At 60.9% G+C, this 19,466-nt stretch carries 18 protein-coding genes; 16 read left to right on the top strand and 2 right to left on the bottom strand.

Annotation, left to right across the window (positions count from 1 at the left end; genetic code table 11):
* Positions 1 to 238 precede the first annotated feature (238 nt).
* From ACYZT4_RS01125 to ACYZT4_RS01140, 4 genes are all read left to right on the top strand, one after another.
* Positions 239 to 898 carry a transglutaminase-like domain-containing protein gene (locus ACYZT4_RS01125; protein ID WP_461984584.1) on the top strand — a complete coding sequence of 220 codons (660 nt, stop codon included), beginning with the start codon at positions 239 to 241 and terminating at the stop codon, positions 896 to 898.
* Positions 899 to 961: 63 nt separating this feature from the next.
* Complete coding sequence (locus ACYZT4_RS01130; protein WP_461984585.1) at positions 962 to 1,585, top strand: glutathione S-transferase family protein; 624 nt, start codon at positions 962 to 964, stop codon at positions 1,583 to 1,585.
* Between the two features lie 132 nt (positions 1,586 to 1,717).
* Positions 1,718 to 2,650: an ABC transporter ATP-binding protein gene (locus tag ACYZT4_RS01135; protein WP_461984586.1), complete on the top strand. Its 933-nt coding sequence runs from the start codon at positions 1,718 to 1,720 to the stop codon at positions 2,648 to 2,650.
* On the top strand, positions 2,647 to 3,426 hold the full coding sequence (locus ACYZT4_RS01140) for an ABC transporter permease (RefSeq protein WP_461984588.1): 780 nt from the start codon (positions 2,647 to 2,649) through the stop codon (positions 3,424 to 3,426). Before ACYZT4_RS01135 ends, ACYZT4_RS01140 begins: the two co-directional genes overlap by 4 nt.
* 229 nt (positions 3,427 to 3,655) lie before the next feature.
* Here ACYZT4_RS01140 and ACYZT4_RS01145 read toward each other — a convergent pair whose 3' ends face one another.
* Positions 3,656 to 4,174: a DUF2062 domain-containing protein gene (locus tag ACYZT4_RS01145; protein ID WP_461984590.1), complete on the bottom strand. Its 519-nt coding sequence runs from the start codon at positions 4,172 to 4,174 to the stop codon at positions 3,656 to 3,658.
* Positions 4,175 to 4,310: 136 nt separating this feature from the next.
* Here ACYZT4_RS01145 and ACYZT4_RS01150 point away from each other — a divergent pair, with 136 nt between their 5' ends.
* The 12 genes from ACYZT4_RS01150 (at position 4,311) to ACYZT4_RS01205 (ending at position 15,776) form a co-directional block, all read left to right on the top strand.
* Entirely contained in the window at positions 4,311 to 6,533 is a 2,223-nt protein-coding gene (locus tag ACYZT4_RS01150) for a DNA internalization-related competence protein ComEC/Rec2 (protein WP_461984591.1), read from the top strand.
* Between the two features lie 98 nt (positions 6,534 to 6,631).
* Positions 6,632 to 7,270, top strand: a complete 639-nt coding sequence (locus ACYZT4_RS01155; protein ID WP_461984593.1) for a MotA/TolQ/ExbB proton channel family protein — start codon at positions 6,632 to 6,634, stop codon at positions 7,268 to 7,270.
* Complete coding sequence (locus ACYZT4_RS01160; RefSeq protein WP_461984595.1) at positions 7,267 to 7,698, top strand: ExbD/TolR family protein; 432 nt, start codon at positions 7,267 to 7,269, stop codon at positions 7,696 to 7,698. The genes ACYZT4_RS01155 and ACYZT4_RS01160 overlap by 4 nt, the downstream gene beginning before the upstream one ends.
* Complete coding sequence (gene lpxK / locus ACYZT4_RS01165) at positions 7,698 to 8,708, top strand: tetraacyldisaccharide 4'-kinase (RefSeq protein WP_461984597.1); 1,011 nt, start codon at positions 7,698 to 7,700, stop codon at positions 8,706 to 8,708. Before ACYZT4_RS01160 ends, lpxK begins: the two co-directional genes overlap by 1 nt.
* 24 nt (positions 8,709 to 8,732) lie before the next feature.
* Positions 8,733 to 8,918 (top strand): Trm112 family protein, encoded by a 186-nt coding sequence (locus ACYZT4_RS01170; RefSeq protein ID WP_461984598.1) that lies wholly within the window; start codon positions 8,733 to 8,735, stop codon positions 8,916 to 8,918.
* Positions 8,915 to 9,679: a 3-deoxy-manno-octulosonate cytidylyltransferase gene (gene kdsB, locus ACYZT4_RS01175; RefSeq protein WP_461984600.1), complete on the top strand. Its 765-nt coding sequence runs from the start codon at positions 8,915 to 8,917 to the stop codon at positions 9,677 to 9,679. The genes ACYZT4_RS01170 and kdsB overlap by 4 nt, the downstream gene beginning before the upstream one ends.
* Complete coding sequence (locus tag ACYZT4_RS01180) at positions 9,679 to 10,149, top strand: low molecular weight protein-tyrosine-phosphatase (RefSeq protein ID WP_461984602.1); 471 nt, start codon at positions 9,679 to 9,681, stop codon at positions 10,147 to 10,149. The genes kdsB and ACYZT4_RS01180 overlap by 1 nt, the downstream gene beginning before the upstream one ends.
* On the top strand, positions 10,146 to 11,165 hold the full coding sequence (gene murB / locus ACYZT4_RS01185; protein ID WP_461984604.1) for a UDP-N-acetylmuramate dehydrogenase: 1,020 nt from the start codon (positions 10,146 to 10,148) through the stop codon (positions 11,163 to 11,165). Before ACYZT4_RS01180 ends, murB begins: the two co-directional genes overlap by 4 nt.
* A 246-nt stretch (positions 11,166 to 11,411) precedes the next feature.
* A complete protein-coding gene (locus ACYZT4_RS01190; RefSeq protein WP_461984606.1) occupies positions 11,412 to 11,882 on the top strand; it encodes a (2Fe-2S)-binding protein in 471 nt (156 codons plus the stop codon).
* Positions 11,879 to 14,209, top strand: a complete 2,331-nt coding sequence (locus ACYZT4_RS01195; protein WP_461984608.1) for a xanthine dehydrogenase family protein molybdopterin-binding subunit — start codon at positions 11,879 to 11,881, stop codon at positions 14,207 to 14,209. The genes ACYZT4_RS01190 and ACYZT4_RS01195 overlap by 4 nt, the downstream gene beginning before the upstream one ends.
* Positions 14,209 to 15,192 (top strand): XdhC family protein, encoded by a 984-nt coding sequence (locus tag ACYZT4_RS01200; protein ID WP_461984609.1) that lies wholly within the window; start codon positions 14,209 to 14,211, stop codon positions 15,190 to 15,192. Before ACYZT4_RS01195 ends, ACYZT4_RS01200 begins: the two co-directional genes overlap by 1 nt.
* Entirely contained in the window at positions 15,189 to 15,776 is a 588-nt protein-coding gene (locus ACYZT4_RS01205; protein WP_461984611.1) for a nucleotidyltransferase family protein, read from the top strand. Before ACYZT4_RS01200 ends, ACYZT4_RS01205 begins: the two co-directional genes overlap by 4 nt.
* A gap of 177 nt (positions 15,777 to 15,953) precedes the next feature.
* On the opposite strand, the gene rne is transcribed toward ACYZT4_RS01205, so the two are convergent.
* Positions 15,954 to 19,214 carry a ribonuclease E gene (rne, locus tag ACYZT4_RS01210; protein ID WP_461984613.1) on the bottom strand — a complete coding sequence of 1,087 codons (3,261 nt, stop codon included), beginning with the start codon at positions 19,212 to 19,214 and terminating at the stop codon, positions 15,954 to 15,956.
* Between the last annotated feature and the right edge of the window lie 252 nt (positions 19,215 to 19,466).

Genomic DNA, 19,466 nt, shown 5'->3' on the forward strand with positions numbered 1-19,466 from the left:
CGTGAAACAAGGGCAAAAACAACCTTCAAAGCTTAGACGGCATCCACAAAACAGGGTGGTCAGAGCGAGGGGATTGAATTCGTGGGAAACCTCTAATGAGTTTTGTAGGACCGGTTGGCACCGGACCGCGCGAATCGTTCGCTGGGCGGGCGGCTAAGCGTCCATGTTTGGCCGAAACGTCGTTATCTCTGTGCTGAACCTGTCGCTAGACTCGTGGCTTCCCCAGGAGATTGTTCTCATGCACGAGTATCTGCGTCCCGGCCGCTTCATCGATAGTGACCACCCGTCGGTGATGGAGTTCGCCGAAAAACATCGGGGTAACCGTCGCGAACCTCTCGAGCAGGCGATCAATCTCTATTACGCGGTGCGCGAGGCGGTGCGTTACAACCCCTATACGTTCAGCCGCGACCCAGACACCTTGCGTGGCAGTTACGCGCTTGCCGCCGGCGAAAGTTATTGCGTTCCCAAAGCCACGCTGCTGGCCGGCGCGGCCCGACACTGCGGTATTCCTGCGCGGATCGGTCTGGCGGATGTGCGCAACCATCTGTCAACCCCGCGTTTGCTGGCATTGCTCAAGAGCAATGTGTTCGCCATGCACGGTTATACGGAGTTTTACCTGAACGATCGCTGGGTCAAAGCCACGCCGGCGTTCAACCAGCAACTCTGTGAGCTGTTCAATGTGGCTGCGCTGGAATTCGACGGGATCAACGACAGCGTTTTCCATTCGTTCAATCGCGATGGCGCGCAGTTGATGGAATACCTGATTGATCACGGCCAGTTTGCCGATGTGCCCGACGTGTTCTTTTTCGAGCACCTGGAGAAATGCTACCCGCATCTGTTCAGCGAACAGTTGCCGCCCCTGTTGGGTGACATGCAGGGCGATGTGAGTCGCGCCTGATCCGGCGTATGCTGCCTGCGCATTCATCCATAAACATCCATGAACATCCATAAAGAGGCGGTCATGCTGAAGATCTGGGGTCGGAAAAATTCGTCGAACGTCAGGAAGCCTTTGTGGGCCGCCGAGGAGCTGGGCCTGGCCTATGAGGCCATTGATGCTGGCGGCGCGTTCGGTGTTGTCGACACCCCGGAGTACCGCGCGATGAATCCCAACGGTCGCGTGCCGGTAATCGAGGAGGACGGTTTCGTCTTGTGGGAATCCAACGCCATCGTGCGTTACCTGCTGTCCCGACACGCCGGCGATACTGCTTGGTATCCGGCCGATCTAAAGGCCCGAGCCACCGCCGACAAGTGGATGGACTGGACTACGTCAAATTTTTCCGGCCCGTTTCGCACGGTGTTCTGGGGTGTTTTGCGTACTCCCGAATCGCAGCGGGACTGGCCTGCGATCAGGGCTGCAATCAAGGAATGCGATGCTCTGCTGGCAATGGCCAATCAGGCATTGGCGACTCAGCCGTACCTGTCGGGCGCTGAAATCGGCATGGGCGACATTCCCCTCGGCAGCTTTATTTATGCCTGGTTCGAGATGCCGATCGAGCGCGCGCCGCTGCCTTATCTTGAAGCCTGGTATGCGCGACTGAAACAGCGTCCGGCCTATCAGAAGGCCGTCATGACCGCGTTGACTTAATACTCACTATCGACACGCTTGACTGTACTTGTGTGGCGGCGACAAGCACCATTGCGCTCGTGCGCCGCGGTTGCGTTGATCGCCGCCCGTCCTTATTTGTTCCTTTCTTCCCTTCATGGTGCGTAATCCGATATGAGTTCCGCTCTGTCCATCCGGCAGCTAACCAAAACCTACGGCAACGGTTTCCAGGCCCTGAGTGGTATCGATCTGGACGTCGCCGAAGGTGACTTTTTCGCCTTGCTCGGCCCCAATGGCGCCGGCAAATCCACGACTATCGGCATTCTCTCGACACTGGTGAACAAATCCAGCGGAACGGTGAACATCTTTGGTCACGACCTGGACAAAAATCCTGCGCAGCTCAAGCGCTCCATCGGCGTGGTGCCGCAGGAATTCAACTTCAACCAGTTTGAAAAAACCTTCGACATCGTCGTGACCCAGGCCGGTTACTACGGCATTCCGCCCAAGGTTGCCAAGGAACGCGCCGAGCAGTACCTGACCCAGCTGGGTCTTTGGGACAAGCGTGATACGCCATCGCGTTCGCTGTCCGGCGGTATGAAGCGTCGACTGATGATTGCACGCGCGCTGGTTCACGAACCGCGCCTGTTGATCCTCGACGAGCCGACGGCGGGGGTGGATATCGAACTGCGTCGTTCGATGTGGACCTTCCTCACCGAACTGAACCAGAAAGGCATCACCATCATCCTCACCACGCATTATCTGGAGGAGGCCGAGCAGTTGTGCCGCAACATCGGCATCATCGACCACGGAACTATTGTCGAGAACACCAGCATGAAACAGCTGCTGGGCCAGCTGCATGTGGAAACCTTCCTGCTCGACACCAAAAATACCCTGAGCGTCGCGCCGCAGCTGCTGGGCTACCCGACCAAATTGCTCGACGCCCACACGCTTGAAGTCCAGGTCGACAAATCCATGGGCATCACCGCGCTGTTCACCCAATTGGCGCAGCAGAACATCGACGTGCTGAGTCTGCGTAACAAAACCAATCGCCTTGAGGAGTTGTTCGTGTCCCTGGTGGAGAAAAATCTGTCGAAGGTGGCGGTATGAGTTCCGAGCTGCAACCCAACCTCGTCGCGCTCAATACGATCGTTTACCGCGAAGTCCGGCGCTTTACCCGGATCTGGCCGCAGACGTTGCTGCCACCGGCGATCACGATGGTTCTGTACTTCGTGATTTTCGGCAACCTGATCGGTCGCCAGATTGGGGACATGGGTGGTTTCACCTACATGGAATACATCGTGCCGGGGCTGATCATGATGTCGGTGATCACCAATTCATACGGCAACGTGGTGTCGAGTTTCTTCGGCAGCAAGTTCCAGCGCTCCATTGAAGAATTGATGGTGTCGCCGGTGTCGCCGCACACCATTCTGATCGGCTACACCGTCGGCGGCGTGCTGCGCGGGTTGATGGTCGGGGTGATCGTGACGCTGTTGTCGCTATTCTTTACCCATTTGCAGGTGCATCACCTGGGCGTGACCGTTCTGGTGGTGGTACTGACGGCGACGATCTTTTCGCTGCTGGGCTTCATCAACGCGGTGTTTGCGCGCAATTTTGATGACATTTCGATTATTCCCACGTTTGTGCTGACACCGCTGACTTATCTGGGTGGAGTGTTTTACTCGATCACGTTGCTGCCGCCGTTTTGGCAGACGGTCTCGCTGGCCAACCCGGTGTTGCACATGGTCAACGCGTTCCGTTACGGGATTCTTGGGGTTTCCGACATCAAGATCAGTGTGGCGATTACGTTCATGCTGGTGGCGACTGTGGTGTTGTATGTGGCTTGTGCCCGGTTGTTGGTAAGTGGGCGCGGGATGCGTACTTAGTTCTTTTGGGGTCGTGTACATAGTCGTTGTGAGGCGACCTGATATCCGATCTGGATCATTGGTCGTACACGATCTTCGTAGGAGCCTGCTTGCTGGCGATGGCGTCCGTTCAGGTAATAGACCTGTCGACTGACACACCGCTATCGCTGGCAAGCCAGCTCCTACAGGGGGCTGAATGATATGCCCCGCACGAAAAAAAAGGCCTCCCTATGCGGAGGCCTTTTAGCATTCACCGCATCCGCTTCTTCTTCCGCCGCGCCCACTGCCGGCTGACCCACCACCGCCAATACATCATCACGAAGCAATACGCGAGCGCACCCAGCACCAGCCCCACCACAACCGAACCCAACAAAAACGGCTGCCACAACGTCGACAGCTCGCCGCTGATCCATTCCCAGGTCAGTTCATCCGGCAAATGCCGAGCGGGAACATCCATCAGCCAGGCACCGGTCTGATAGGTGCAAAAAAATACCGCCGGCATGGTAATCGGATTAGTCAGCCAGACCAGACTGACCGCAATCGGCATATTGCCGCGCACCATGATCGCCAGGATGGCCGCCACCAGCATCTGCAACGGAATCGGCAGGAACGCCGCGAACAAACCCACCGCCATCGCCCGCGCAACGGAGTGACGGTTGAGGTGCCAGAGGTTCGGGTCATGCAGCAGAGTACCGAGAAAGCGTAAGGATTTGTGTTCCCTGATGCTGGTCGGGTCTGGCATGTAACGTTTGAATAAGCGCCGGGGCATAAGGCTTCTCGGTCGGTTAAGGCGGCAAGTATGTCTGGATTCTATGAGCCGCCCATTCAGACTTTGTGACAATTAATAACGATGCACGTGCCGTGACCCGGCTATTCCTAGGGAGGGGACTCTCAAGGATGGGCGTATGCGCACAGGGATGATGGTGCTGGCGTTGGGTCTGCTGGCCCTGCACTTTTTGCCGGTATTACCGCCGGTCTGGTTATGGCTGGTATTGCCAGTAGCGGGTTTGATGTTGCTGCCTTTCAGGACTTATCCATTGGCATTTTTCCTGTTTGGCTTCAGCTGGGCAGGTGCGAATGCGCAGTGGGCGCTGGATGACCGGCTTTCGGTGAATCTCGATGGCGAAACCCGCTGGGTCGAAGGTCGGGTGACGGGGTTACCTCAGAATAATGACGGGGTGGCGCGTTTCGAACTGGCCGACGCCCGTTCGCGGCAGGCGAAGGTGCCGCCGCTGATGCGTCTGGCCTGGTATGACGGACCGCCGGTCAACAGCGGCGAACGCTGGCGGCTGGCAGTGAAATTGAAGCGTCCTGCCGGGTTGCTCAATCCGCATGCCTTCGATTACGACGCCTGGCTGCTGGCACAACGCATCGGTGCAACCGGCACCGTCAAGGATGGCGAGCGCCTGCGAGAAGCCCAATGGGCCTGGCGCGACAGTATCCGTCAACGTTTACAAAGCGTCGACGCCCAAGGGCGAAACGGCGCATTGACGGCACTGGTATTGGGCGATGGCGCCGGGCTCAGCCGCGAGGATTGGCAAGTGCTGCAAGACACCGGCACGGTGCACTTGCTGGTGATTTCCGGCCAGCACATCGGTTTGCTGGCGGGGGTGGTGTATCTGCTGATCGCCGGGCTGGCGCGCTATGGTCTGTGGCCGAACCGCCTGCCGTGGTTGCCCTGGGCGTGCGGACTGGCGTTCGCCGCCGCCCTCGGCTACGGACTGCTGGCGGGGTTCGAAGTGCCGGTGCGGCGAGCCTGCGTAATGATCGGTCTGGTGCTGTTATGGCGCCTGCGCTTTCGCCACCTCGGCGTCTGGTGGCCATTGTTGTTGGCTCTGGATGCGGTGTTGTTGATAGATCCGCTGGCCAGTTTGCAACCGGGTTTCTGGTTGTCCTTCGCCGCCGTAGCGGTGTTGATTTTCACGTTTGGCGCACGGTTGGGCGCCTGGCGCTGGTGGCAAACCTGGACCCGCGCCCAGTGGCTGATCGCGATCGGTCTGGCCCCGTTGCTGCTGGTGCTGGGATTGCCTATCAGTCTCAGCGGGCCGGTCGCCAACCTGCTGGCGGTGCCCTGGATCAGTCTGCTGGTACTGCCGCCGGCCCTGTTGGGAATGTTGTTGTTGCCGCTGCCCTATGTGGGCGAGGGCTTATTGTGGCTGGCGGGAGGGCTGATTGACTGGCTGTTCAAGGCGCTTGGCTTGATGGCTGGTCAGTTATCCGCGTGGATACCCGTGGCCATTCCAGGGTGGATTTGGGCACTGGGCACTTTCGGCGCGTTTCTGCTGTTAATGCCACGCGGCGTTCCAATGCGCCCCTTGGGCTGGCCGCTGCTGATGTTATTGGTGTTTCCACCCCGGCCCTTGCTGCCGGAAGGCATCGCCGACGTCTGGCAACTGGATGTCGGGCAGGGGCTGGCGGTGTTGGTACGAACCCGCCATCACGCGCTGCTGTATGACACCGGACCGCGTTTCGGCGACTTCGATCTCGGTGAACGGGTGGTGCTCCCAACGCTGCGAAAACTGGGGGTGAGCAGGCTCGATCTGATGCTGATCAGCCACGCCGACGCCGATCACGCCGGTGGTGCGCGGGCGGTGGCCAATGGGCTGCCGGTGATGCGGGTACTGAGCGGTGATCCCTTGGCGCTGCCCGCCGAATTGCATGCTGGTGCCTGCGAACGCGGCCGGCAATGGACGTGGGACGGTGTCCAGTTCCAGCTTTGGCAATGGCCTTTGGCCTCGGACAGCAACCAGAAATCCTGCGTCCTGCAGGTCGAAGCCAATGGCGAGCGCTTGCTGCTGACCGGCGATATCGACAAATCAGCCGAGCAAGCGCTGCTCGACAGTCCGCTGGCCGTAGGCACCGATTGGCTGGTGGCGCCTCATCATGGCAGTCGCAGTTCGTCGTCAATGGCGCTGCTGGCTGAGTTGCAACCCAAAGCCGTGCTGATCTCTCGCGGCAACGGCAATTCCTTCGGTCACCCGCATCCCACGGTCATGGCCCGCTATCGAAAACGCGGGATGGCGATCCATGACAGCGCCGAGCAGGGTGCCATTCGTCTGCACCTCGGGGGCTTCAAACCGCCATGGACAATGCGTCAGGAGCGGCGTTTCTGGCGTTCTGCGCCATAACCGCGCGCAATTAAAGCCCGACCGGATGCGACATCACGGTCTTCGGTGCGCCGACCCCCTATGTTAGAGTGGCGCACTTTTTCGAGGGGGCTGTCACTGTGTGGGAATTGGTCAAATCCGGCGGCTGGATGATGCTGCCGATCATTTTGAGTTCCATCGCGGCCATGGCGATTGTCGCCGAGCGTCTGTGGACCCTGCGCGCCAGCCGTGTGACGCCGGAGCATTTGCTCGGCCAGGTCTGGGTGTGGATCAAGGACAAGCAACTCAATAAAGACAAACTCAAGGAACTGCGCGCCAACTCGCCGTTGGGCGAGATCCTGGCAGCGGGACTGGCCAACTCCCGGCATGGTCGCGAAATCATGAAAGAGTGCATCGAAGAAGCCGCCGCGCGGGTGATTCATGAACTCGAGCGTTACATCAATGCGCTGGGCACCATCGCCGCCATGGCGCCGTTGCTGGGTTTGCTGGGTACAGTGCTGGGCATGATCGATATTTTCAGCGCCTTCATGGGCTCGGGCATGACCACCAACGCCGCGGTGCTGGCCGGTGGTATCTCCAAGGCGCTGATCACCACGGCTGCGGGCTTGATGGTCGGTATCCCGTCGGTGTTCTTCCACCGTTTCCTGCAACGCCGCATCGATGAGCTGGTGGTGGGCATGGAGCAGGAAGCGATCAAGCTGGTCGAAGTGGTGCAAGGTGACCGTGACGTGGATCTGTCCGAGGGCAAAAAAGCGTGAAATTCCGCCGCAAGCAACGGGAGAATGTGGACATCAACCTCGCGTCGCTGATTGACGTGGTGTTTATCCTGCTGCTGTTTTTCGTCGTGACCACCACCTTCACCCGTGAAACCCAGTTGCGCGTCGATCTGCCGCAAGCGGTTAGCGGTTCGCCTGATGACGACAAGCAGGCCAAGCACCTGGACGTCGCCATCAGTGCCGAAGGGGTGTTCTCGGTGAACAACCAGATTCTGCCGAAGAACGACCTCGCGACCCTGATGGACGCACTGCAGAAAGAGTCCAGTGGTGACACCAACCTGCCGTTATCCATCAGCGCTGACGGCAAGACCCAGCACCAGTCGGTCATCACTGCCATGGATGCGGCCGGCAAGCTCGGTTTCAGCCACCTGCGCATGACCACAGTCGAGGCGGCGCCGCCCGCGCCCTGATGGCCATGTCCGATCGGTTGCTCGCCGCGTGGTACCAGGGTCATCCTGCCCTGAAGCTGTTGCAGCCGCTGGAGTGGCTGTATCGGCGCGTGGTCACCAGCAAGCGCCAGCGCTTTCTGGCGGGTGAGGGCGAGATTTATCAGCCACCAGTGCCGCTGATCGTGGTTGGTAACATCACCGTGGGCGGCACCGGCAAGACGCCGCTGATTCTGTGGATGATCCAGCATTGCCAGCGCAGCGGATTGCGAGTCGGCGTGGTCAGTCGCGGCTATGGGGCCAAACCGCCACAACTGCCATGGCGCGTCGAAGCCGAGCAAAGCGCCGACGTGGCTGGCGACGAGCCGCTGTTGATCGTGCAGCGCACCGGCGTCCCGTTGATGATCGACCCGGACCGCAGTCGCGCCGTCCAGGCATTGCTGGCGAGCGAGCCGCTGGACCTGATTCTCTCCGATGACGGCATGCAGCATTACCGATTGGCGCGGGACCTTGAACTGGTGTTGATCGACGCCGCCCGTGGCCTGGGCAATAAGCGTTGCCTGCCCGCCGGACCGCTGCGTGAGCCGGTCGAACGCCTGCAAAGCGTTGACGCCGTGCTGTACAACGGCGCTGTCGATGATCGCGCGGACGGTTTTGCCTTCCAGTTGCAACCCACCGGATTGGTCAATCTGCACAGCGGCGAACGGCGTCCCCTTGATCACTTTCCCGCAGGCCAGAGGCTTCACGCCGTGGCCGGGATCGGCAATCCACAACGTTTCTTCACGACCCTCGAAACGCTACACTGGCAACCCGTCCCCCACGCCTTTGCCGACCACGCCGGATACAGCGCGCAGGCGTTGAGTTTCACACCGTCATTGCCGTTGGTAATGACCGAGAAGGACGCGGTGAAGTGCCGTGCCTTTGCCACCGCCGACTGGTGGTACCTGACGGTCGATGCTGCGCCATCACCGGCCTTCGTGGCCTGGTTCGATACGCAGTTGATGCGTCTGTTGCCGGCTCGTCTTATGCCTTAATCCATTTTTATCCAGGGAATGTTCATGGACACCAAATTGCTCGACATCCTCGCTTGCCCGGTCTGCAAAGGCCCGCTCAAGCTCAGCACCGACAAATCCGAGCTGATCAGCAAGGGCGCCGGCCTGGCGTACCCGATTCGCGACGGCATCCCGGTAATGCTGGAAACCGAGGCCCGCACCCTGACCACCGACGAGCGTCTGGATAAATGACCACAGCCTTTACCGTTGTCATCCCATCGCGTTACGCCTCGACCCGCCTGCCGGGCAAGCCGCTGTTGCTGATCGCCGGCAAGCCGATGATCCAGCACGTCTGGGAGCAGGCAAGTAAAAGCAGCGCCCAGCGTGTAGTCGTCGCGACGGACGATGCGCGCATTGTCGAGGCGTGCACCGCGTTTGGCGCCGAAGTGGTGCTGACCCGTGAGGATCACAACTCCGGCACGGACCGTCTGGCCGAAGTCGCAGCGAAACTTGGTCTGGCAGCTGATGCGATCGTGGTCAACGTCCAGGGTGACGAACCGCTGATCCCGCCGAGCGTGATCGATCAGGTCGCCGCCAACCTGGCCACCCACACCGAAGCGCGCATGGCCACCCTGGCCGAGCCGATCGAAGACGTCGAAACCCTGTTCAACCCCAACGTGGTCAAGGTCGTCAGCGACCTCAATGGCCTGGCACTGACGTTCAGTCGTGCGACCTTGCCTTGGGCGCGTGATGCGTTTGCGAAAACCCCCGAGCAACTCCCGAAAGGCGTGCCGTACCGTCGCCATATCGGCATTTATGCCTACCGCGCCGGTTTCCTGCACGACTTCGTCAGTTGGGGCCCGTGCTGGCTGGAAAACACCGAATCCCTGGAACAACTGCGCGCCCTGTGGCATGGCGTGCGCATTCATGTCGCCGACGCGCTGATTGCACCGCCCACCGGCGTCGACACCGTCGAAGATCTTGAGCGAGTTCGTCGCCTGCTGGAGGCCTGATGCGGGTTTTGTTTGTGTGTTTGGGCAACATCTGCCGTTCACCGACGGCCGAAGGTGTGCTGCGGCACAAATTGCGTGAAGCGGGGCTGGCCGATCAAATCGACGTGGCCTCAGCCGGCACGGGTGAGTGGCACGTTGGCCGGCCGCCGGACCAGCGCAGCCAGGCTGCGGCCAGGCTGCGCGGTTACGACCTGTCCGCGCAGCGCGCCCAGCAAGTGAGTCGCGCCGATTTTTCCACGTATGACCTGATCCTGGCCATGGACAACAGTAACCTGAGCGACCTCATGGCCCTGCAACCTCTCAAGGGCAAGAGCAAGGCGGAACTGGACCTCTTCCTGCGTCGCTACCAGTCGGACGTCGATGAAGTGCCGGATCCGTACAACGACGGTGAGCAGGGTTTCGAACACGTACTCGACTTGATCGAGCGCGCGAGCGATTTGCTGGTGATCGAATTGAAGGGCCGGATATGAGTTTGCAGGTTCAGCCCGGTGTTTCTCTCAAGCCGTACAACAGCTTTGGAGTTGATGTTCAGGCCCGCTTGTTTGCCGAGGCCCATAGCGATGCCGACGTGCGCGATGCTTTGACCTACGCGACGGATCATGACGTGCCATTGCTGGTGATCGGGGGTGGCAGCAACCTTCTGCTGACCGCCGATATCCAGTCGCTGGTATTGCGCATGGCCACCCGCGGGATTCGCATGCTCAGCGATGATGGCAGTCAGGTTGTGATCGAAGCCGAGGCGGGCGAACCCTGGCATCCGTTCGTGCAAAACACGCTGGCGCAGGGATTGTCGGGGCTGGAAAACCTCAGCCTGATCCCTGGCACTGTCGGCGCGGCACCGATGCAGAACATCGGCGCCTATGGCGTGGAGATCAAGGACGTGTTCGCCGGCCTGACCGCACTGGATCGCCAGACCGGTGAGCTGCGCGATTTCACCCTGGCCGAGTGCAATTTCACCTACCGCGACAGCGTGTTCAAACAGCAGCCGGGGCGCTGGCTGATCCTGCGCGTGCGTTTCACCCTGAACCGCGCTGCGCACTTGCATCTGGAGTACGGCCCGGTGCGTCAGCGCCTGACCGAGCTGGGCATCGAGCAGCCGACCGCCACCGACGTCAGCCAGGCGATTTGCAGCATCCGCAGCGAAAAACTTCCGGACCCGGCCGTACTGGGTAATGCCGGCAGCTTCTTCAAGAATCCGCTGGTGCCGGCCGCGCGGGTGGCGCAACTCAAAAGTGAATACCCGGATCTGGTGGCCTACTCGCAACCCGGCGGGCAGATGAAACTGGCCGCCGGGTGGCTGATCGAGCGGGCCGGCTGGAAGGGTTTCCGCGAGGGCGATGCCGGCGTGCACAAGTTGCAGGCGCTGGTGCTGGTCAACTACGGGGCGGCGACCGGCCTGCAATTGCTCGACCTGGCGCAGCGTATCCAGCAAGACATTGCCAAGCGTTTTCATGTCGACCTGGAAATGGAACCCAATCGGTATTGAAGCTACGCTTCAAAGACTGATTTCAAAGCCCTGTACAGCTTCAACTGTGCAGGGCTTTTTTGTTAATCCTGAGTTAACTTAGCCGCCTAACGATGCATTCATTTGCTCCATCAAAGGCCCGATACAGACGCTTGCGTCCGTGTAAGAGAGCCTCATTAGCCTGAGTCGATCTGTGTAATGCCAACCGCCATCCCCTGGCGGCAGATTGCTCGACCCCATAACCCAAGCCACTATGCGGGCGTGCCCATGATTACCCTGAAACTCAACGGTCAAGACCACCCACTCGACGTTACCGAAGACATGCCGCTGCTGTGGGCGATTCGCGACGTCGCCGGTTACAACGGCACCAAATTCGGCTGCGGTATGGGCCTGTGCGGAGCGTGCACCATTCACATCGACGGTTCACCCGCGCGCAGCTGCATCACCCCGATCGGTTCGGTGGTCGGCCAGAACGTGTCCACCATCGATAACCTGCACGCCGACCCGGTCGGGCAAGTCGTTCAGCAGGCCTGGCTCGACACCGCCGTGGCCCAGTGCGGGTTCTGCCAGGGTGGGCAGATCATGTCGGCGACCGCGCTGCTCAAGACCAACCCCAATCCCAGCGACGAGCAGATCGAGGAGGCCATGGTCGGCAATATCTGCCGCTGCGGCACCTACAACCGCATCAAGACCGCGATCCGTCAGGCATCCACTCACCTGAAGGAGGCCAAGGCATGAGCCAGTTACCGAATGACTTCGCCCTCAGCAACCTCAGTAATCCCAGCCGTCGCGGCTTCCTCAAGGGCGTCGGCGCCACCAGCGCGCTGGTGATCGCCGCGAGTTGGGGTTGGCAAGACGCTTTCGCGGCCGACGCCGAGAAAAAATTCGGCGCCGAAGGCATGCCTCACGGCTGGATCGATGATCCGAAGGTGTATGTCAGCATCGCCGCTGATGGCACGGTGACGGTGGTCTGCAATCGTTCGGAAATGGGCCAGGGCGTGCGCACCAGCCTGAGCATGGTGGTGGCCGATGAACTCGACGCCGACTGGGCGCTGGTGAAGGTGCAACAGGCGCCGGGCGATGAAGTGCGCTACGGCAACCAGGACACCGACGGCTCGCGCAGCATGCGCCACTGGTACGAACCGATGCGCCGTTGCGGCGCTGCCGCGCGGACCATGCTGGAACAGGCCGCCGCCGATCAGTGGAAAGTTCCGCTCGGTGAGTGCCACGCGCAACTGCACAAAGTCGTCCATAAACCGACCGGTCGCGAACTCGGCTACGGTGCCCTTGCCGTTGCTGCCGGTGCGCTGGCGGTGCCGGCCCGCGACAGTCTGCGACTCAAGGATCCGTCGGAGTTTCGCTATATCGGCAAGGAAGGCACCAAAGCCATCGACGGTGCAGACATCGTCAACGGTCGCGCAGTCTACGGCGCCGACGTGCATGTCGACGGCATGCTCTACGCCACCATCGCCCGTCCGGCGGTGTACGGCGGCAAGGTCAAATCCCTGGACGACAGCGCCGCGCTGAAAGTCCCCGGGGTCATCAAGGTGATCCAGATCGAAGGCCGTCCGCTGCCCTCGGAATTCCAGCCACTGGGCGGCGTGGCTGTCGTGGCCAGTAACACGTGGGCGGCGATGAAGGGGCGTGAGGCGCTGAAAATCGAGTGGGACGACGGGCCCAACGCCAGCTACGACTCGATCGCCTATCGCAAGGAACTGGAAGCCGCGTCGCTAAAGCCTGGCAAGGTGGTGCGCAACACCGGCAACATCGATCAGGCCATGAGCAGCGCCAACAGCAGCCTCGAAGCGTCCTACTATTTGCCCCACCTGGCGCAAGCGCCGATGGAACCGATGGTCGCCATCGCGCGTTTCAAGGACGGCGTGTGCGAAGCCTGGGCGCCCAGTCAGGCGCCGCAAGTCACCCGTGAACGGATCGGCGAACGCCTCGGCATTCCGTTCGATAACGTCACGTTCCACGTCACCCTGCTCGGCGGCGGCTTCGGGCGCAAGTCCAAGCCGGATTTCATCATCGAAGCCGCCGTGCTCGCCAAGGAATTTCCTGGCAAGGCCGTGCGGGTGCAATGGACCCGTGAAGACGACATCCATTGTTCGTACTTCCATACGGTATCGGCCGAATACCTGAAGGCCAGTTTGAACAAGGACGGTTTGCCCTCGGGTTGGCTGCACCGCACGGTAGCGCCAAGCATCACCGCGCTGTTCGCGCCGGGAATGAACCACGAAGCGGCTTTCGAGCTGGGCATGGGCTTTACCAACATGGCCTACGCGATTCCCAACGTGCGCCTGGAGAACCCGGAAGCGGCGATCCACACGCGGGTCGGCTGGTATCGCTCGGTGTCGAACATCCCCCACGGTTTTGCGATTCAGAGCTTTGTCGATGAACTGGCGCACAAGGCCGGTGAGGATCCGCTCAAGTATCAGATCAAATTGCTCGGCCCGGATCGTCAGATCGATCCGCGTACCTTGAGTGAAGAGTGGAACTACGGCGAATCACCCGAACGTTATCCCATCGACATCGCGCGCATGCGCACGGTATTGGAAACCGCGGCAAAAGCCGCCGGATGGGGGCGTGAGTTGCCGAAGGGGCGCGGGCTGGGGCTGGCGGTGCATTACAGCTTCGTCACTTACGTGGCGGCGGTGATCGAAGTCGAAGTCAAAGACGACGGCACCTTGATTGTGCACAAGGCCGATATTGCCGTGGATTGCGGCCCGCAGATCAACCCGGAGCGGATTCGCTCGCAGTTCGAAGGCGCCTGCGTGATGGGACTGGGCAATGCGGTGCTCGGCGAGATCAGCTTCAAGGACGGCAAGGTCCAGCAGGACAACTTCCACATGTACGAAGTGGCGCGCATGTCCCTGGCGCCGAAGGACGTCGCGGTGCATCTGGTCACGCCGCCGGGCGTCGTGCCGTTGGGTGGCGTCGGTGAACCCGGCGTGCCGCCGATTGCGCCGGCGTTGTGCAACGCGATCTTCGCCGCCACCGGCAAACGCATCCGCAACCTGCCGGTTCGTTATCAACTGCAGGGTTGGCAGAAGGCTGACGCCTGATGGACAGCGTCGATCTGAACGTTCTGCGCAGCGTTTTGGAATGGCGCCGTGCCGGTCAGCGCGTGGTGTTGTACAGCGTGGTCCAGACCTGGGGCACCGCGCCCCGGGCGCCTGGCGCCATGTTGGCCTTGCGCGAGGACGGGGTGGTGATCGGCTCGGTGTCCGGCGGTTGTGTTGAAGATGACCTGATTGCCCGGTTGCACGATGGCCGAATTCCGGCCGACGGGCCGCCGGTACAACTGATCACCTACGGCGTCACCCGCGAGGAAGCCGCGCGGTTTGGGTTGCCGTGCGGCGGTACATTGCGCCTGACCGAAGAGCGTGTCGGTGATCCGGCCTGGGTGGCCGAGTTGCTGGCGCGTTGCGAGGCCCATGAAATCTGCGCTCGTTCGCTGGATATCGCCTCCGGTGAGGTGACGTTGCAGCCAGCGACCAAGAGCGATGTGCTGAGTTTCGATGGCCACACCCTGCGGGCGATTTACGGTCCGCGCTGGCGATTATTGCTGATCGGCGCGGGGCAATTGTCCCGGTACGTCGCCGAGATGGCGCGGCTGCTGGATTTCGAAGTGCTGATCTGCGATCCCCGTGCCGAGTTCGTCTACGGCTGGGAAGAACAGCACGGACGCTTCGTTTCCGGGATGCCGGACGAAGCGGTGCTGAACATTCAGACCGACGAACGTACGGCCATTGTTGCGCTGACCCATGATCCGCGTCTGGATGACATGGCGCTGCTGACGGCACTGGACTCCCGGGCTTTTTACGTCGGAGCGCTGGGCTCGCAGGTCAATAGCCTGAAGCGACGGGACAATCTGGCTCAGCTCGGTTTGTCTAAAGCCGCCATCGAGCGCTTGCACGGTCCGATCGGCTTGCACATCGGCAGCCATTCCCCGGCGGAAATCGCTTTGTCATTGATGGCCGAGATTGTCGCGATCAAAAACGGCGTCGAGCTGAAACAGAAAAAGCCGTTGCAGGTGGATGCATGAGTGAAGCCATTGGCGTGATTGTGCTGGCGGCGGGGCAGGGCAGGCGCTTCCGCCAGGTAGCAGGTGCTGATAAGGATAAATTGTTGGCGGACTGCACGGGACGCGATGGCGTTGTTCGGTCAGTGATCGAGCAGGTGCTGGTGAGTTTGCCGGGCCGCACGAAGCGTGTACTGGTGACCACCGAAGATCGCCCGCAAGTGATGCGCATGGCCCACGCCTATGGTTTCGAGGTTGAGCTGATCGAATCAACCGGCATGGGCGACAGCATTGCGGCCGGAGTGGCTGCGTGTCCGCGAATGGATGGCTGGTTGATTGTGTTAGGGGACATGCCGTTTATTTTGCCGTCGACGGTTGAGCGGGTGTTGGCGGGAATTGCCGGGGATGTGATCAGTGTTCCGGTTGTGAACGGCGAATACGGGCATCCGGTTGGTTTCGGGCGTTCGTTTGGACCGGGATTGATGGCGTTGTCGGGTGATCGTGGGGCCAAGCCGCTGTTTGCGTCGGCGAAGGTGGTCGAGGTGGCGGAGGATGATCCCGGGATTTTGTGGGATGTGGATGTGCCTGCGGCGTTGGTCTTCGCCTGATACACCGCCTTCGCGAGCAGGCTTACTCCCACAGGGTTTTGTGTCACTCACGGAATTGTAGACGACGCAAAACCCTGTGGGAGTGAGCCTGCTCGCGATTGCAGACGACGCGGTCTCAAAGACATAAAAAAGCCCCGCCTGGGATCACCAGGCGGGGCTTTTTAATGGCCGATGGAATCAGACGAGGGGTTTAGGCTCGTGCTCTTTTTCCAGGGCTTGCTCGTGTTGCTCTACCGCGTCCTGAACCGAGCGCGGTGCTTCTTCGATGACGGAAGCAGCAGGCGCTGCCTCGACCACTTCAGCAGCAACCGGTGCAGGCTCGGCAGCGATAACCGCTTCAACCGGAGCCGCAGCGGCAGCCAGTTCGGCTTCCTTCTGCAGGCGCTCTTCTTCACGCTTGCGACGACGCACTTCACGTGGATCGTTCGGGGCGCGGCCATTTTCGGTCAGGGCGCTGACTGGGGCGGCTTCAACCACTGGTGCAGCCACTTCGGCTACGACAGGGGTTTCAACAACCGGAGCAGGCTCTGGTTCGGCAGCTACAACCACTGGCTCGACGAACGCCACTTCAGCGACTGGCGCTGGAGCTGGCGTTTCGACGACAGGCTCGGCGGCGACCGGTTCTGCAACCCAGTTAAACGCGGTTTGCTCTTCGCGAACTTCACGAACGGTTTCGGTCACGGTTTCAGAGACGGTTTCAGCAACCGGCTCGGCAACTACAACGGGCGCTTCCGCCACGAAGGCTGGCTCGGCGGCCGCTACAACTTCAGGCTTCGCTTCGCGAACCGGGGCCACTTCGATTTCCGCAGCGGCAGTTGCTTCTACGGGGGTAGTGGACTCGACGACCGGCGCTTCTACTGGAGCAGTTTCCAGAGTGGCGGCAGTGGCGCGTTCGGCTTGCTCGTGAGCCTGTGCTTCAGCCGGAGCGCTGATCACGGTGCTGGCAACGGCTGCGGTAACAGCCAGGCCAGCGGCCAGATCGGCAGCGCTTGGCGCTTCGATGCCTTCGGCACCTTCATTACCTTCATTACCTTCAGCAGATTCCGATTCTTCCGAACCTTCGATCACGTTGCCGTTGGCATCGCGTTGACGTTCGCGACGGTTGCTGCGACGACGCTGGCCACGGGAGCGACGGCGTGGACGATCGCCTTCGGCGCCATCCTGACCGTCTTCCTGCAGTTGCTCTTCGTTGCCGGTCAGTTCTTCTTCGGCAACGGCTTCAGCGGCTTGCTCGGCACGTGGCTGACGTTCTTCACGCGGTGGGCGTGGAGCGCGTTCTTCACGAGGCTGGCGAGCTGGACGCTCTTCAGCAGTAGCAGTCGCAGTGGTAGCGGTAACAGCAGCAGCGGCGACCGGGGCGGCAGCATCCAGCGGCTCACGCAGTTCACGCACACGTTCTTCACGCTCGCCACGTGGCTTGCGATCTTCACGAGGCGCGCGCGGTGCACGTTCTTCGCGAGGTGCGCGTGGTGCGCGTTCTTCACGCGGAGCGCGTTCTTCGCGAGCGACGGCGACGGCCGGAGCTTCTTCGCGGGCTTCGCGTGGCTCACGTGGTGCGCGTTCTTCACGCGGTGCACGTTCCTCGCGAGGCTTGCGCTCTTCATCGCGGCGACCGTTACGGTTGCGGCTCTGCTGACGACCGTTGCGACGCTCTTCGTTACGGGCCGGACGCTCGGTGCTCGCCGGTTTTTCAACCGCAACCGGAGCAACAGGCTCTTCTTTGCTGGCAAACAGGCCGACCAGCGACTTCACCAGGCCTTTGAACAGGCTTGGCTCTGGCACGACAGCCGGTGCAGCAACAGGGGCGGCGACGACTTCAGTCGGCACCGGCGCGTTGGCGCGGGCCGGCGCAGTCTTGACCGCGGCTTCCTGGCGAACCAGGGTGCGGGTCGCGGCAGCTGGCTGGACTTCTTCGACTTCGGCAGCGGCCGCAGCGATTTCGTAGCTGGACTGGTTGATGCCGGCTTCCGGGCTGTCATCACGCAGACGCTGAACTTCGAAGTGCGGCGTTTCGAGGTGATCGTTCGGCAGGATGACGATGCGGGCACGGGTGCGCAGTTCGATCTTGGTGATCGAGTTGCGTTTTTCGTTGAGCAGAAAGGCTGCGACCGGAATCGGCACTTGGGCGCGAACTTCGGCGGTGCGGTCTTTCAGGGCTTCTTCTTCGATCAGGCGCAGGATCGCCAGGGACAGCGATTCAACGTCACGGATGATGCCGGTGCCGTTGCAACGCGGGCAAACGATGCCGCTGCTTTCGCCGAGCGATGGACGCAGGCGCTGACGGGACATTTCCAGCAAGCCGAAGCGCGAGATGCGACCGACTTGCACGCGAGCGCGGTCGGCTTCCAGGCATTCGCGGACTTTCTCTTCCACGGCGCGCTGGTTCTTGGCAGGGGTCATGTCGATGAAGTCGATGACGATCAGGCCGCCGATGTCGCGCAAGCGCAACTGACGGGCGATTTCTTCGGCGGCTTCAAGGTTGGTCTGCAGGGCGGTTTCTTCGATGTCGCTGCCTTTGGTGGCGCGCGCCGAGTTGATGTCGATGGACACCAGGGCTTCGGTCGGATCGATAACGATGGAGCCGCCGGAAGGCAGTTCAACGACGCGCTGGAAGGCGGTCTCGATCTGGCTTTCGATCTGGAAACGGTTGAACAGCGGAACGCTGTCTTCGTACAGCTTGATCTTGCTGGCGTATTGCGGCATCACCTGGCGGATGAAGGTCAGGGCTTCGTCCTGGGCTTCAACGCTGTCGATCAGCACTTCGCCGATGTCCTGGCGCAGGTAATCGCGGATCGCGCGGATGATCACGTTGCTTTCCTGGTAGATCAGGAATGGCGCGGAGCGATCCAGCGACGCTTCTTTGATGGCGGTCCAGAGTTGCAGGAGGTAGTCGAGGTCCCACTGCATTTCTTCGCTGCTGCGGCCCAGGCCGGCAGTGCGCACGATCAGACCCATGTCGGCCGGTGCAACCAGACCGTTCAGGGCTTCACGCAATTCGTTGCGCTCTTCACCTTCTATGCGACGGGAGATACCGCCGGCACGCGGGTTGTTCGGCATCAGCACCAGGTAACGACCGGCCAGGCTGATGAAGGTGGTCAGGGCGGCGCCCTTGTTGCCACGTTCTTCTTTTTCGACCTGAACGATGACTTCCTGGCCTTCGCTCAGGACGTCCTTGATGTTGACGCGGCCCTCAGGGGCTTTCTTGAAGTATTCGCGGGAGATTTCTTTGAGGGGCAGGAAGCCGTGGCGCTCGGAGCCGAAATCGACAAAGGCAGCCTCAAGGCTTGGTTCGATGCGAGTGATCTTGCCTTTATAAATATTGGCTTTTTTCTGCTCGCGTGCACCGGATTCGATGTCCAGGTCATAGAGGCGCTGGCCATCTACCAGTGCAACACGCAACTCTTCGGGTTGAGTTGCGTTAATCAGCATTCTTTTCATGTAGTACCGTCGGTTTCCGGGCTGCCGGAAACGGCGTTCGGCACACACGACTTCTCACGGTCGGTGTCAGGTGCGTCGGGAGTGGTTGGCCATTTCCCGTGTCTAGCGATGTCCGGCCAATGTGGGCCTTCATCGCGACGTACGCGTCCTGCTTGCTGTGGCTACTTAAGCACTCAGTCAGGAGGAGGAATCAACCGGCGGCTGTGGACGAGATGAAGCGTCTTGATAAAGCCTATTGCTACACAGTCCAGC

The sequence above is a fragment of the Pseudomonas sp. GB2N2 genome (assembly GCF_054897705.1).